General features: G+C 43.9%; 13 protein-coding genes. 5 read left to right on the top strand and 8 right to left on the bottom strand.

Annotation, left to right across the window (positions count from 1 at the left end; translation table 11 throughout):
- Positions 1 to 23: 23 nt before the first annotated feature.
- The gene (locus tag ACUM5Y_RS03390; RefSeq protein ID WP_445975440.1) at positions 24 to 494 is read left to right on the top strand and encodes a hypothetical protein; all 471 of its coding nucleotides are present in this window, start codon (positions 24 to 26) and stop codon (positions 492 to 494) included.
- 47 nt (positions 495 to 541) lie between these two features.
- Here the strand turns inward: ACUM5Y_RS03390 and ACUM5Y_RS03385 are convergent, their stop codons facing one another.
- Together ACUM5Y_RS03385 and ACUM5Y_RS03380 are read right to left on the bottom strand one after the other, a co-directional pair.
- On the bottom strand, positions 542 to 1,264 hold the full coding sequence (locus ACUM5Y_RS03385; RefSeq protein ID WP_445975439.1) for an SDR family NAD(P)-dependent oxidoreductase: 723 nt from the start codon (positions 1,262 to 1,264) through the stop codon (positions 542 to 544).
- 49 nt (positions 1,265 to 1,313) lie between these two features.
- A complete protein-coding gene (locus tag ACUM5Y_RS03380; RefSeq protein ID WP_445975438.1) occupies positions 1,314 to 1,706 on the bottom strand; it encodes a thiol-disulfide oxidoreductase DCC family protein in 393 nt (130 codons plus the stop codon).
- Between the two features lie 263 nt (positions 1,707 to 1,969).
- Here ACUM5Y_RS03380 and ACUM5Y_RS03375 point away from each other — a divergent pair, with 263 nt between their 5' ends.
- Together ACUM5Y_RS03375 and ACUM5Y_RS03370 are read left to right on the top strand one after the other, a co-directional pair.
- On the top strand, positions 1,970 to 3,346 hold the full coding sequence (locus ACUM5Y_RS03375; protein WP_445975437.1) for a glycine--tRNA ligase: 1,377 nt from the start codon (positions 1,970 to 1,972) through the stop codon (positions 3,344 to 3,346).
- A gap of 260 nt (positions 3,347 to 3,606) precedes the next feature.
- The gene (locus tag ACUM5Y_RS03370; protein ID WP_445975436.1) at positions 3,607 to 5,595 is read left to right on the top strand and encodes a methyl-accepting chemotaxis protein; all 1,989 of its coding nucleotides are present in this window, start codon (positions 3,607 to 3,609) and stop codon (positions 5,593 to 5,595) included.
- 77 nt (positions 5,596 to 5,672) lie between these two features.
- Here ACUM5Y_RS03370 and ACUM5Y_RS03365 read toward each other — a convergent pair whose 3' ends face one another.
- The 5 genes from ACUM5Y_RS03365 to ACUM5Y_RS03345 form a co-directional block, all read right to left on the bottom strand.
- Positions 5,673 to 7,250, bottom strand: coding sequence for an aldehyde dehydrogenase (NADP(+)) (locus tag ACUM5Y_RS03365; protein ID WP_445975435.1), 1,578 nt, complete (start codon positions 7,248 to 7,250; stop codon positions 5,673 to 5,675).
- Positions 7,251 to 7,326: 76 nt separating this feature from the next.
- The gene (locus ACUM5Y_RS03360; protein WP_445975434.1) at positions 7,327 to 8,838 is read right to left on the bottom strand and encodes a tripartite tricarboxylate transporter permease; all 1,512 of its coding nucleotides are present in this window, start codon (positions 8,836 to 8,838) and stop codon (positions 7,327 to 7,329) included.
- Between the two features lie 6 nt (positions 8,839 to 8,844).
- On the bottom strand, positions 8,845 to 9,321 hold the full coding sequence (locus tag ACUM5Y_RS03355; RefSeq protein ID WP_445975433.1) for a tripartite tricarboxylate transporter TctB family protein: 477 nt from the start codon (positions 9,319 to 9,321) through the stop codon (positions 8,845 to 8,847).
- Between the two features lie 316 nt (positions 9,322 to 9,637).
- A complete protein-coding gene (locus ACUM5Y_RS03350) occupies positions 9,638 to 10,603 on the bottom strand; it encodes a Bug family tripartite tricarboxylate transporter substrate binding protein (protein WP_445975432.1) in 966 nt (321 codons plus the stop codon).
- Positions 10,604 to 10,696: 93 nt separating this feature from the next.
- Entirely contained in the window at positions 10,697 to 11,413 is a 717-nt protein-coding gene (locus tag ACUM5Y_RS03345) for a ribonuclease activity regulator RraA (protein WP_445975431.1), read from the bottom strand.
- 381 nt (positions 11,414 to 11,794) lie between these two features.
- On the opposite strand from ACUM5Y_RS03345, the gene ACUM5Y_RS03340 reads away from it, so the two are divergent.
- On the top strand, positions 11,795 to 12,511 hold the full coding sequence (locus ACUM5Y_RS03340) for a FadR/GntR family transcriptional regulator (protein ID WP_445975430.1): 717 nt from the start codon (positions 11,795 to 11,797) through the stop codon (positions 12,509 to 12,511).
- Between the two features lie 46 nt (positions 12,512 to 12,557).
- Positions 12,558 to 12,941 carry a GFA family protein gene (locus ACUM5Y_RS03335; protein WP_445975429.1) on the top strand — a complete coding sequence of 128 codons (384 nt, stop codon included), beginning with the start codon at positions 12,558 to 12,560 and terminating at the stop codon, positions 12,939 to 12,941.
- On the opposite strand, the gene ACUM5Y_RS03330 is transcribed toward ACUM5Y_RS03335, so the two are convergent.
- On the bottom strand, positions 12,938 to 14,038 hold the full coding sequence (locus ACUM5Y_RS03330; RefSeq protein WP_445975428.1) for an MBL fold metallo-hydrolase: 1,101 nt from the start codon (positions 14,036 to 14,038) through the stop codon (positions 12,938 to 12,940). The two genes, ACUM5Y_RS03335 and ACUM5Y_RS03330, sit on opposite strands and share 4 nt — an antisense overlap.
- Between the last annotated feature and the right edge of the window lie 52 nt (positions 14,039 to 14,090).

Genomic DNA, 14,090 nt, shown 5'->3' with positions numbered 1-14,090 from the left:
CACCATAACAAAGAGGAAAATACATGGACAACAAAGCTCTAGCAATTGAAGCTGTGAATCTGGTAAAGCCGTCAATTGATCAGCTTTTTACCAAGACTTGTCGCCCAGAATTGCACATAGTCATTATGAATCCACAGGTGAAGCCTTGGGAATCTTCTTTTGAAGATGCCATTCTTCACGAGTGTACTTTTGGTAACCCAGACGGCTGGCATGTAGCCTTTGATGACCTAGCACGAAACAAGGCCGCACAAGCTTGGCGTGATTCAGTGGCAAACATCAATCACCAAACCCTACACCCATCTTCCTTACGTGAAGGGGATGTGTTGTTTTATGGCTCTTTTGTGTATGGCAACATAGTGGTCGCATGCAGTGGCGTTGAGCCTTGGTTTGATATGCTGGTGGCTGGCTGGGTCGCGGTTGCGCTAGAGCAGTTGACGATCGCCGAATACCAAAAGCTTAAGCTGGAATCCCCTAAAACGGCCCTTAGACCTTAAGCTCTAGGTGAACGTTTGAAAGGCGCTGAAAAGCGCCTTTTTTGTGCTTACCAATCAATGGGTTGTGAGTCCCAATCTAAATAACTGACCTGATTGTCCATGGGGACTTGTTGCAGAATCATCAGCAGGCGTTGAGCGACAAACTCTGCACTAAATAGCTTATTTTCCGGTACAGATGTTTGAAATGGCTTCGAAAGAGGGCTTGCAGTTGTGCCTGGGTGGAAAGCGATGAGTTTGACATTTTTGGCTCTTCTGGCGTATTCAATGGCGCAATTTTTAATCAGCATATTCAATGCCGCTTTCGAGGCCCGATAGCTGTACCAACCTCCCATACGATTATCACTAATGCTACCCACTCTGGCACTGAATACCGCTACTTGAGTAGGTTTAGTACCGCCTAATAACTTGATTAATTTGCTTAACCATAACATTGGAATAATGCTGTTGGTCTGAAAACTCTGCATCAATTGGTCTGCATTGACTTCTTCAAGTTTCTTTTCAGGCGTCATTTTTTCGTCGTGCAGCACGCCATTGCAGATATATACCCGGTCGAATTGACCTGCATAGGGTTTTAGCTGCTCACACAACTGAGTAATACTGCCTTCTCGATAATCGCAGACGACATTCATTATCCCAGCTTGTTGGGAGTAGTGACCCTCACTACGGCTGACACAAATGAGTTGCTGCTCTGGGTGAAGTTTATGTTCTTGTTGAATAATGGCCTGAGCAATTGCGCTGCTGGCACCGATTACTAATGAATAAGCTGACATAGGAGTACCAAACAAGTGATTGGGTTAAAGGCGTTCGCCATGGGGATGATTACCAATCACAGTGTTTGCTGTGACATACCTTGCAAACTTTAGCGGGCTTGAAATATTGGCTAATGGTTTGGCGGTGTCGAGCAAAAAATCGATAGGCAGCATCACTTAAGGGGCGCACTAAAGGCCAGCGTAGGGCTTGTAACCAAGCATGTTTACCGACGGTTTTCCATGCTAAACAGGTGACATCTAGGCCGGTAACAAGTTGCCCATCAGACAGCTGTCCGTGCAGTACTTTGTTCGCCGCAATTGGGTCTATATGAGGGTAGCGCTCTGCAAAGTCATGTTGATGCAAATCTTCTAAGCACAGCTGATGCTGGTGATCGTAACGTTTCAGCTGACTCATCTCGGCACTGCATAATGGGCATTGTCCGTCATAAAAAATGGTGAGCATGGTTTCGTTCCTCAATAATCCACAATCGGCTAATACAGTGCATACGCAGGTAGGGGCGAAATGGATCTTTTTAAGTGAAAAAACATAGGAATTTGACGGAAATCTTTATCTGCCGATGAGATAGGGCATTTCTTCTCGTAATCTCCATTGAGGGGAATACGCTCAAAGAGTACAATGTCCGGCTATATAAATTACATGATGCGGGCCAGTATGTTTTGGACCTGCGCTTATTAACGAAATTTTGCTTAAAGGTGTGTTTAGAAATGCCAGCTAAAACAATGGATGAACTCGTCTCCCTGTGTAAACGTCGCGGATTTATTTTCCAAGGCAGTGAAATCTACGGTGGTATGCAAGGTGCTTACGATTACGGTCCGCTCGGTATTGAGTTAAAGAACAACCTTAAGGCTGCTTGGTGGCGTTCAATGGTTTATGAGCGTGACGATGTAGAAGGTTTGGATGCGGCGATCATCCAAAACAAAAACGTTTATAAATACTCAGGTCACGAAGATACCTTCACTGATCCTATGGTGGACTGTCACGAGTGTAAATCACGCATGCGTGCCGACCACATGAAGGACATTAAAATCTGTGACAACTGTGGTTCGGATAAAGTGACAGAGCCTCGTGATTTTAACCTAATGTTTAAAACCAACGTTGGCCCAATGGTGAATGAAGAGTCTTACACTTATCTTCGCCCTGAAACGGCCCAAGGTATCTTCACTAACTTCAAAAATGTTGTCGATTCTACGTCTCGTTCTTTGCCGTTTGGTATTGCGCAAATTGGTAAATCGTTCCGTAACGAAATCACGCCACGTAACTTCATTTTCCGTGTTCGTGAATTCGAACAAATGGAACTGGAATTCTTCTGTAAGCCAGGTGAAGACGAAAAATGGCATGAATTCTGGGTCAATGCACGTAAGCAATGGTGGTTGGATCAAGGTCTATCAGCAGAAAACATTGAGTTTGAATACGTAACAGGGGATGACCTTGCCCACTATTCAAAATCGACTGTGGATATCTTGTACAAGTTTCCACATGGTTTTGAAGAACTAGAAGGTGTTGCTAACCGTACAGACTACGATTTGGGTTCTCACACTAAGGCTCAGGAAGAATTCGGTCTGTCTGCAAAAGTGAAGAAGAACGAGCATTCTACTTCCAAGTTGGCGGTTCGTGATTTAGAAGCGAACAAATGGGAAGTGCCTTTCTGTATCGAGCCTTCTGCGGGTCTTGATCGTGGCTTGTTAGCTGTGATGACTGAAGCATACACAGAAGAAGAACTCGCAAATGGTTCTACTCGTACGGTACTGAAATTTAAGCCTCATCTTGCGCCGATTAAAGTAGCGATTATGCCGCTTAAGAAGAATAAGCCAGAGATCGTTGCTTTAGCAAAAGAACTGAAAAACAAACTACAGAAGCTAGGTCTAGGTCGTATTCTTTATGAAAACACTGGTAACGTAGGTAAAGGCTACCGTCGTCATGACGAAGTGGGTACGCCGATTTGTGTAACGGTTGACTTTGACTCAATTGAAAAAGAAGGTGCGCCGGTAACAGTTCGTGACCGTGACACTATGGAGCAAATCGTTGTTCCAGCAGCGGAATTGCCTGCTTATGTTGTAAATTACTTTATTAATCAAGATTAAGGGTTTATGCCTTAATAATTGAGAAATAGCAGCTTTAAGAAGCCACTAAGTCGATGATTTGGTGGCTTTTTTTGTATCTAAAGGAAGAGATATTAAGTTAGGTTGAGAGCACAATTGAAAAAGGTGAATAAAAAATAGCCATCTAAATGGTCAGATATGGTGTCTTTTGCACTTTTTATGATTATTATGTATTTGGTTTACTTAAAACTTACATAATAAACTCCATCGCGAATCAGCGATCTTTGTATAAGGCAAAGGATATGCTTAGCTTCTCCAAAAAACTTTATCTCAGCTTCTCAATCGTTCTGGTTCTACTTCTTCTTGTTGGTATTACGGCCTTTGTTGCCATTAATCATTCTTCCGAAGGGTTATCTCAATACCGAAGTCTCACTGCAGCCAATAACGCCATCGGTAATGTTCAGTCGAACATGTTGATGGTTCGGATGAATGTAAAAGATTATTTGATCACTTCAAGTGATAAAGATAAGCAAGAGTTTGATGCCTATTGGGAGAAAACTATCCAAGCGTTAGCAGAGGCTTCTACTGTCGTTTCAGACCCAGATAGAAAGCAATCTATCCTGCAAATGGAAGGTTTGTTAACAGAGTATGGGGCGACTTTTGAGAAAGTCGTCGAGCTTAAAACGCAAGAGAACGCCTTGGTTGAAACTGTCTTGAATGTAAATGGCCCGCTCATGGAAAAGGCCTTAACGAATATTCTGATCTCAGCCAAAGATGATGGAGACATGGTTGCTGCTTATAACGCTTCATTGGCGACAAGAAGCCTGTTACTAACGCGTTTGTATGCTGTTAAGTTCCTTGAAACCAATACTCAGGTAGATGCAGAAGTCGTTTATAAAGAGTTCAAGGACTTAAATGTGTTACTTCAAGTGCTAGAAATTGAGCTGCAGAACCCCAAGCGTTTGGAGCTATTGGCTGAAGTCGCAGAAGAAGTCATTCTATATGAGACGGCATTTGATGACATTATCATTGAAGTCGCTGAGCGTAATGCTCTAATTGAAGATACTTTGAACCGTATTGGCCCACATGTAGCGAAACTTACCGAAGATCTAAAGATTTCTTTAAAACAAACACAGGATGAAATTGGTGATCGACTGCAGAAAAGTGAAGACACTGCAGTGATAGTGATTGGCGGTTTAGTGGTATTGGCTGTGTTATTAGCGTTGGGTATAGCATTACTGATTACTCGCAGCACAACACGTAGTCTTGGTGGTGATCCTCAGATGGTGACTGACATTGTAAGGCAGGTGGCGAAAGGGGATCTGGCCTTGGATCTTAGTGATCGTAATGAGGCAGAAGATAGCTTATACCGAGCGGTACGTAATATGGTGGAAAGTCTGCAAAACAAAGCGGCTCTTGCACGTAAAATTGCCGATGGGGATTTGTCAGCCAATGTGGTGCTGGCATCAGAACAGGATAGCCTTGGCCTTGCATTGCAAGACATGGTGAAAAATCTCAACGATATCCTGACTGAAATACAAGGCGCCGTGGATCAAATTGCTGTGGGCAGTTCTCAAGTGTCTGGCTTTAGCCATGCTTTGGCCGAGGGGGCAACAGAGCAGAAAGATCATTTGCAGACCATCTCAGCCGCCTTAGAACAACTTTCTGTACAAACCAATGAAAATGCCCAGAGTGCGAGAGAGGCTAATGCCTTAGCAGCCTCAGCTCAACAAGCGGTAACTCAAGGTCAAACTCACATGAAAGACATGGTGGTGGCCATGGCTGATATTAAAGACGCAGGGGAAACTATTGCGAGCTTTATAAAAACCATTGATGAGATTGCTGAACAAACGAACCTACTTGCTCTTAATGCGGCTATCGAGGCGGCTCGTGCTGGCGAGCAAGGCCGAGGCTTTGCTGTGGTGGCAGATGAAGTTCGTGGACTGGCGTCTAGAAGCACAGATGCGGCTTTAGAAACCTCGAAATTAATTCAGTTGTCGGAAGCCAAGACACAGCATGGCGTAACCATAGCGGAAGAAACCGATAAAGCCCTAAATGAAGTATTTGAGTCCATTAAAGAAGTCACCTCTCGGGTCTCTGCCATAAGTACTGCCAGCGGTGAGCAAGCGTTAGCGGTAGATGAAGTGACTCGCTCTATTTCGTCTGTAGGGGATGTGGTTGAACAAAATGCTGCAGGCTCCGTAGAAGGCGCCGCCGCTGCTGAAGAGTTGAGCGGTCAAGGGGATGCCATGCGCGACACTATGAGCCATTTTGTCCTGGCGAAGCGCTAATGTCATCTAGCTTGTTAAGCAGTAATAGTGAATAAAATATAGGGATAAGCCCGTAGAAAAACTACGGGCTTATTTTTTTAAAGGCTTCTTTTACCATCAACAAGTATTGAAATGCCCAGAGGGTTCCCATCGCGAAGGTCTGTTGGTAAGAGTTCTTGAGGAAGGTTCTGGTAACAAACTGGACGGAGGAAGCGATCTATAGCGGCGCTACCAACCGATGTGCTGCGTGCGTCTGAGGTTGCTGGGTATGGCCCGCCATGCACCATGGCATGACAAACTTCAACGCCTGTCGGCCAGCTATTCACCATCACCCGGCCAGCTTTCTCCTCAAGTGTTGGTAATAAGCTTTGAGCCATAGTGAGGTCCGCTTTCTCCATGTGAAGGCAGGCGGTTAATTGACCCTCAAGTTGCTGAGTAAGGTTTTTTAATTGCTCAAAATCATCACACTCTACCAAAACAGAGCTGGCACCAAAGACTTCGTTTGCAAGTCTTTCGTCATTTAAAAAATTCGATGCCTGTGTCACAAAAAAAGCCGCTTGGCAGGTATTCGGTTGGTCTGATGAAAGGCCTTTAGAGCTGCTGCTTATGCTGCCATTGTTATTTAGTGAGGTTAAGCCATTGGTGTATGCTTGGTATATGCCTGGGGTCAGCATGGTTTGTGCTGGAACTTGTTCGATAGCCTGGTGAGCCGCGGCAATGAAGTTGTCTAGCGCTTTACTCTTGATGGCTAAAATAAGGCCTGGATTTGTGCAAAACTGACCTGCTCCCATGGTTAAAGACCCTATAAACTCTTCACCCAGTTTAATCGCTTGATTTTTAAGGGCTTGAGGTAAGAGTACTACAGGATTGATACTGCTCATCTCTGCATAGACAGGAATAGGCTCTGGTCGGGCTTGGGCTAGACGCATCAGGGCGGTGCCGCCAGAGCGTGACCCGGTGAAACCCACTGCTTTAATTCGAGGGTCAGTGACAAGTGCCTGACCAAGGTTATTACCCGATCCATATAGTAGTGAAAAAACGCCTTCCGGTAGTTGGCAGCTAGAGACTGCATTTTGAATAGCTTTACCGACTAATTCTGCCGTGCCAGGGTGTGCTGAATGGGCTTTTACAATGACAGGACAGCCTGCCGCAAAAGCCGCTGCAGTATCTCCGCCAGCAACGCTAAATGCTAATGGAAAGTTACTTGCGCCAAACACGGCAACTGGCCCTAGGGCAATTTTGTGATAGCGTAGATCTGCTCTTGGTAAGGGCTGTCTTTCTGGTAGGCTAGGATCTATGCGAGCATCAAACCATTCTCCAGAACGCAGTAATTGGGCAAACAGCTTTAATTGACCACAAGTTCTGCCTCTTTCTCCTTCTATACGTCCTTGAGGCAATCCTGTTTCTTGCATGCACCGTGTCACCAAAGTTTCCCCAAGATTCATAATTTCTTCGGCAATGGTTTCTAGGAAAACCGCTCGCTCTTCGGTACTAGTATTACGAAAATCTATTTTTGCAGAATTAGCAAGTTCGCAGGCATGATCAACCTCTTCTTTGCCACCGCTTAAATACCCCGGCTGTAATTGCTTACCAGTGGCAGGGTTGATTGCCCAAATAGGGGTGCCGGATGCCGAGTAACAGCTTTGCCCGATCAATTGTTGACCTGTTAATTGCATTGTATGCTCCTAAATTTAAGATGTTATTTGGCATGGCAAGTCTGTTTTCGACCTACCATGCTATTGATTAAGGTGTTTATACAGGGGTTTTAAGCGGCTTTTTGATGGCCAAAAAGTAAACGAAAACCAATGTTAGGATGATGAAAAATAGGCTGTCTAAGTTGGTAATAAAAGTAAGAGGATTGCCGTTTGATAGAGCAAGGGCTCTGCGCAAAAACTCCTCAAGATTTGGTCCAAGAATAAAGCCCAGTAATAGAGTGATTAATGGAAATCCATTTTTTCTTAAATAATAAGCCAAGATACCCATTGCTAGTGCCATCATCATCTGGAAGAACGAGTAGGTAGCAACATAGCTGCCAACAACGGCTAATAGTGCGATTACACCATATAAAATGTCCTTACGTATGGCGACAATCTTGATGAAGTAAGGGCCCAATAAAAACAATGTTAAAGGGATCAAGATAACAGCACTAAAGAGCAATGCAGCCAACATAGGAGCAATGAGTTCCGCTTGCCCTGACATCAGTTGAGGCCCTGGCTGAATACCATTGATCACCAATACTCCTAACATAATGGCTGTGATTGGATCGCCGGGAATTCCAAAGGTGAGCATGGGTACGAGTGCGCCACCACAAACAGCGTTATTGGCGCTTTCAGAAGCAGCGATACCTTTAGGATTACCTTTACCGAAGGTTTCAGGCTCTTTAGAAGTACGTACTGTCTCTGCATAGGCAAGAAAGCTCCCCATCGAACCGCCAGCTCCAGGAAGAGTGCCGACAAAATAACCGATGAAACTGGATTTTAGGTAGCAAATAACACCTATTTTGCGGATCTCAGCGAAAGGCGGTAGAAAGTCTCTACGTTTTATCTTTACTTTATTGAAAGCTTCTACTGCTTGTTTTGTATAACCTGAACCATTGGCTTGGATGAGAATTTCACTGATGGCGAAAGTACCTATGATGACGGGCATTAAATCAATGCCGGCGGTCAATTCACTCAACTCAAAAGTAAAGCGGGTGACAGGCTCCATGGCATCAAGGCCCACCGTGGATAACATAATGCCCATGCAGGAAGCCATAGCGGCTTTAATCATATTACCGCGCTGGGCAATAATTATGACGATGACAGCAAATGCCAGTAAGGAGAACTTACCGGTCGTTTTTACCAATAATGATGCCTCAGCCACAAAGGGTGCAACAGCAATAAGTAGCAGTGCTCCGACGGCGCCGCCTACCATAGAGCCAACTGCAGCATGGCCTAGAGCTAATGCTCCTTTACCTTGTTGCTGTAGTGGGTAACCGTCTAATGCAGTCATCATGGATGATGGTGCACCGGGAATATTAATGGTGGTGGCGGTGATACTACCACCGCACATACCAGCCATATAAATGCTGGCACAGGCCATCAAAGCTGTAGTGACATCAAGACTGTAAGTTAGTGGTAGTAAGAGCGCTAAGGCTAGCGTCGCTGTTAAGCCAGGGATAGCAGCGAAAATAGTACCAATTAAAAAACCAGCTATCACATAGACAAGAATTACAGGCTCAAGCAGCATGCTAAAGCTTTGGGCAACTAGACTAATAAATTCCATACTTTATTACTCCCATAATGCCGGCAGCCTAACACCGAATACCTGTTCAAAAAGAAGGTATCCAACCAAGGCTATAATGAAAGAAATGGCGGCTTTCTGGAGAAACTTTTCAAAACTTGAAAAGATTAAAATCACCGATAAAACAAACAGGTAAGATGATATGAAATAACCAATATAGGAAAAGGCTAGTATGTATATGAAGATTGCGAGCATGATTAAAGCTGGTGCAAACCTAGCGTTATCTGACGCTTTCATATCAGTCTTGTTGGTTTCTGGCTCAGCTTTGTTTTTAGCAAATTGTCGTGACAACAGAATTAAGCTAAAAAAAACGGCAAAGCTTCCTATTACTATAGGGAAAAAAGAAGGTTCTAAGCGGCTTTCTACAATAGGCTTGCCTAAACTGATGGCGGTTACTAAGTAGCCCAAAGAGAACACCAGAATAAAATAATAAAACACTAAATTCTTATTAAAAAGCATCATCATTTACCTTATAAACGCCCCGCAGAACCGGGACGAAATATAGTTGTTGGCTTAAGGAAGGTGCGGTTAAGTCTTCTGAACTTCAGTCTTATCAGAGAAATGGTCTATCAAGGCAAGAGTGAGCAGGAATGTTAATACCTTTCAATCACTCTTAACACAGAGAGGCCGTTTGTCTGAAAGACCCGAAGGGCGTGGGCTAAACACTTTTTATTCTTTGTTAATCTTCTTGCCAATATGTTCAATATTGGTCTTCAAAGCTTGCCTCGAATAATAAAGGTTTATCCACACGCTGAAGCCAGTAGACTTGTTCGTACCTTACTTAAAGGTTCAGATCGTCCATCACTTTGAACGTGCTGGACTGTAAATCATCAATCCAGTTTTGAACGTCATTGGAACCTAACCAACTAGGTGTGACACCAATAGTGGTTACCCAAGATTGAAATTCCTTGCTGTCAAAGGCCGTTTTAAAAGCGGACTCTAGTGTGGCAATGGAATCTTTCGGGGTGTTTTTAGGCGCTGCAAGCAGGATGAAGCTACCTGTTTCTAAGTCATAACCATAAGTACTAATAGGTGGTACATCAGGAAATGATGGGTTCTGCTGGGAAGACAGTTCAACAACACCTTTCGCATCACCAGAAGTGATGATGCCGTTGAAGTCACCTAAGCTAGAGATTGCCGCATCCAATTCACCAGAAAGCAGTGCTTCGGCTTCTGCACTGGAGGAACCTGGGTAAGTGATAACGTTAAAGGAAACGCCAGTCTGTTTTTCCAAACGACGTACGGCTAAGTAAGGACCAGACCCTTTTGGTGCTACACCTACTCGTACTGTATTAGGCTTCGCTTTAGCTGCGTTAATTAGCTCTTCGAAAGAGTTATAACCTGCGTGTTTAGAAACGACGATTGCATCCGCTTCACGAGTGATTCGAGCAATAGGCGTCATTTTTTCTAATGAATAGCCAGGAACCATTTTGCCTCGAGGAAGGGTAATGACACTGTCGTAGGTTAGTACGCCTACAGTATGGCCGTCTGGGCGCGCCCGTGTCATTTGCATTAGACCTGTCGCCGTCACCGCACCACCAATGTTTTCAACATAAATGGATTTAGGCAGTTGCTGTTCAGCAATATTACTAATTTTACGGGAGATAGCATCAGCGCCACCACCAGCAGGCCAAGGCACAATTAAACGAATATCTTTGGTAGGGAAATCAGCTGCGATCAATGAAGTGCTAAGAATGCAGGCACTGACAGCACCGAGTAGAGTGTGTTTTATTTTTTTAGTTAACATAGCGGTTTCTCTTTTTATTATTAGTGATAGTTATGTTTTAGTGTTCTTGTTTCTAATAAAAACCTTTAAGTTATAAGGTGTTACACCTCCTTTCTAGCTTTTACAAAACTCATCATAGGCTTGTTGCGCCTGATCATTAGGTGGATACAAGCCAATAACGCCACTGCCTGCACGTACCTGATTGATTACATAATCTTCAAATTTTTCCATGCGTACCGCTTCTGTAGCGATCTCTGCAACGATCTCTAACGGAATGACAATTATCCCGTCACCATCACCGACTAAGACATCACCTGGATATACAGGAACACCACCGCAGCCAATAGGTACTTCTAAATCAACGCCATGGTGTTTAGTCAGGTTGGTAGGTGCGCTGGGTTTGGCGCAGAAAATTGGCATATCCATTGAGGCGGCAACGTCAAAGTCGCGAATACCTGCATCGGATACAAAGCCTGCGCATTTACGATATTCTAGACGGGTGAGCAGTATGCTCCCTGCGCTTGCAGCAGAGGCATCTTGTCGGCAATCGGACACCATTATCATACCTTCAGGGACGGTTTCTACCGCTAAGCGTTGAGGGTGTTCTGGGTCTTTAAATGCCGCTACCGTATCGAGGTCTTCTCGAGCAGGGATATAGCGCAGCGTGAATGCCTGACCGACCATTTTTACCTGGGAGTGATTAACACGCGAAACACCTTGAATGTATGTGTTACGCAGTCCTTTCTTAAACAAAGCCGTATGTAGAGTTGCAGTTGAAACCTGTTGAAGTTGTTGCTTCACTGCATCCTCGAGTTTTTTATATTTATTCATTGTTTGACCTTTGTAGGTTTGAGGTTACAGGAAAAACAATACGCCCAGAAAATGAATAAATCAAACTAATTTTTACAACTTTTTACTTATTTTTTTGAGGTTTAAAGATACTTGATTGATATTTATATCGTTTTTTTTGGGTTTTAGTGCTAATTTGTAATAATTAGTTTTGTCTTTAAAGGAGTGGGTCGGATCTATTGCTTAGTTTTTTGTCCATCCTATTAGTCGGAAGTACAAAACCTTACTTTTAAGCAATAGCTAGGATATTTATATCTGCTGATCTGATCGTTAGAATGAGAGATAAAGCCATGTGAGAGGGAATTGCCCCTCCATCAGCCTAAGTACTGCAACTCGAAAAATTATAAAGTGGGTAAACACACTATGAGTAAGGCTCCTACTCAAAAAAAGTCATCACAACAGTCGCTAGGTGCGATAGTGTATGAGCAAATACTGGCTCTTATTATGGATGGTAGCTATGGGTTAAATACCAAGCTGCCTCCTGAAGCTCAATTATGTAAGGAATTTAACGTTTCTCGGCCGGTTTTAAGAGAAGCGCTTGCCCGTTTGCGAGAGGATGAATTGATTGCATCCCGGCGAGGGTCGGGAAGTTTTGTGATAAAAAAACCAGATAATTTAGTGCTGCAATTCTCTCCTTTATCGAGTATTGCCGATATTCAGCGTTGTTTCGAGTTTCGTTGTAATTTAGAAGCTGATGCTGCTGCGCTGGCCGCGCAAAGACGTACCAGTGCCCAACTAGATATCATTGTGGCCGCGTATGAAAAAATGAACGTTGCTAATGCCTCTAATAAACTGGCCACTGATGAAGATTTTGACTTTCATTTTGCTATCACTAATGCCGCTAATAATCACTTTTATAGCACAGTACTTAGCTTACTTCGCAAAAGCATCAAAGAAGGTATTAACATCACTCGAAATTTATCCTTGCTACATCCTGAATCGCGTCTGCAGTTGGTCCAAAAGGAACACTTCTTGATCGTGCAAGCGATCAAGGATGGCGATGCGGAAGGGGCACGTGACGCAATGAAGAAACACTTGATCAGTGCTAGGAATAGAATGTTTGAAGGTGCGCCAAATTAAGCCTTTATAAAGGCTTCTTTGGTTTAATCAATGGAGGAGTAGCAGGATGAATTACCCGATATATGGGGCTTGCCAGTGTGGGCAGGTCAGTTATGAGTTGTTAAATAAACCAAAAAGGGTCTTTGCTTGTCATTGCACTGAATGCCAGAAACTGGCTACTGGCCCCTATAGCGTAACTGCGGTTGTTAATACTTCTGACATAGTATTTAAAGGAGAAATGCGAGAGTGGAGCAGGGTTGCTGACAGTGGCAATTCCAATAATGCGAAATTTTGTGGTGGCTGTGGCAATCGTATTTATCATTATAACCCGGATGATATGAGCCTAATAAAACTTAAGCTCAAACCCGTTAATCTTGAAGATGATAAAGTCTTCGCGCCTACTGAACATGTCTGGACTGACAAGAAGCTTAGTTGGTGTGAATTGCCTTAACCTTGGCCCTGCGGATCATGCCACCAATCTGTTTTTATGGCTGGGCCTTTACTGCTAAAGACCTCCCCAAATTCCGGTGTACTTAAGTCTACGGATGCTTCTTTAGCGGCTGCTTTGACTCGCTCAAATGGGTCGGTCCAGCTATGAAAAGCCAGATCAAAGGTACCGTTGTGAATCGGAACCATGGTTTTTCCTTGTAAATCTAAATGCGCTTGGACACTTTGTTCGGGTGTCATGTGTATATGGGCCCAGTCTTTGTCATAAGCGCCGGTTTCAATCAGGGTTAAATCGAAAGGGCCGTACTTTTGCCCTATCTCTTTGAAACCTGAAAAATACCCAGAGTCACCACTGAAATAAATGCGGCTGTCTCCTGCTTGAATTACCCATGACCCCCAAAGGGTTTGGTTACCATCTGCTAAACCGCGGCCAGAAAAGTGCTGGGTGGGAGTGAAAGCTACAAGGCTGTTGCTTGTCTTGGTTTCATCCCACCAATCAAAACTGGTGATCTTACTTTTCTCAATTCCCCAAGCTTCGAGATCGGCTTCGACGCCTAGCGGCACGTAAAAGTTTTTAGTTTTTGCGGCCAGCTTTTTAATGCTGGCTTTGTCTAGATGATCGTAATGGTTATGAGAGATCAAAACTCTATCAATAGGCGGTAATGCTTCTAAACTGATAGGTGGCTGGTGGAAGCGTTTGGGGCCCATAAAAGAGAAAGGAGAGGCGCGCTCGCCAAAGACAGGGTCTAGTAACCAAAACTCATCCATCACTTTTAAGAGCACAGTTGAGTGCCCAAGCTTAGTAATCTGAATATCCTGTTTGGTCAGGGCTCTGAGTTGTTCTGAGGTCAACGCCTGCACAGGAATTTCTCTGTTGGGTACTGTGTTTACCTTTTTCTCAAAAAAGAAGCGTAACCATAGCTCTAGGGTCTTTTGAAATCCCAGCGAAGGCTGCGGTACAGGGTTATGGTATTTACCTTGCTGATAATGTTCAGACGAAGAAGAGGTAGCCGGTGTTGTTGCACTAATACGTGCATTGATCAAATAAACGGCTAAAAATAGCACAGCTAGAATGATTAAAAGCCATTTCAGAAAAAGCATCTCGGAGCTCCAAAGGTAAAATTACACTGCTGAGTTTACCTTTATTTATTAA

This window comes from Marinomonas dokdonensis, from assembly GCF_052747885.1.
This window is presented reverse-complemented; position numbering and strand designations above follow the sequence as displayed.

Coding starts and splice junctions, on each gene's coding strand:
- ACUM5Y_RS03390 (WP_445975440.1), top strand. CDS start 24: ATGGACAACAAAGCTCTAGCAATTGAAGCTGTGAATCTGGTAAAGCCG.
- ACUM5Y_RS03385 (WP_445975439.1), bottom strand. CDS start 1,264: ATGTCAGCTTATTCATTAGTAATCGGTGCCAGCAGCGCAATTGCTCAG.
- ACUM5Y_RS03380 (WP_445975438.1), bottom strand. CDS start 1,706: ATGCTCACCATTTTTTATGACGGACAATGCCCATTATGCAGTGCCGAG.
- ACUM5Y_RS03375 (WP_445975437.1), top strand. CDS start 1,970: ATGCCAGCTAAAACAATGGATGAACTCGTCTCCCTGTGTAAACGTCGC.
- ACUM5Y_RS03370 (WP_445975436.1), top strand. CDS start 3,607: ATGCTTAGCTTCTCCAAAAAACTTTATCTCAGCTTCTCAATCGTTCTG.
- ACUM5Y_RS03365 (WP_445975435.1), bottom strand. CDS start 7,250: ATGCAATTAACAGGTCAACAATTGATCGGGCAAAGCTGTTACTCGGCA.
- ACUM5Y_RS03360 (WP_445975434.1), bottom strand. CDS start 8,838: ATGGAATTTATTAGTCTAGTTGCCCAAAGCTTTAGCATGCTGCTTGAG.
- ACUM5Y_RS03355 (WP_445975433.1), bottom strand. CDS start 9,321: ATGATGATGCTTTTTAATAAGAATTTAGTGTTTTATTATTTTATTCTG.
- ACUM5Y_RS03350 (WP_445975432.1), bottom strand. CDS start 10,603: ATGTTAACTAAAAAAATAAAACACACTCTACTCGGTGCTGTCAGTGCC.
- ACUM5Y_RS03345 (WP_445975431.1), bottom strand. CDS start 11,413: ATGAATAAATATAAAAAACTCGAGGATGCAGTGAAGCAACAACTTCAA.
- ACUM5Y_RS03340 (WP_445975430.1), top strand. CDS start 11,795: ATGAGTAAGGCTCCTACTCAAAAAAAGTCATCACAACAGTCGCTAGGT.
- ACUM5Y_RS03335 (WP_445975429.1), top strand. CDS start 12,558: ATGAATTACCCGATATATGGGGCTTGCCAGTGTGGGCAGGTCAGTTAT.
- ACUM5Y_RS03330 (WP_445975428.1), bottom strand. CDS start 14,038: ATGCTTTTTCTGAAATGGCTTTTAATCATTCTAGCTGTGCTATTTTTA.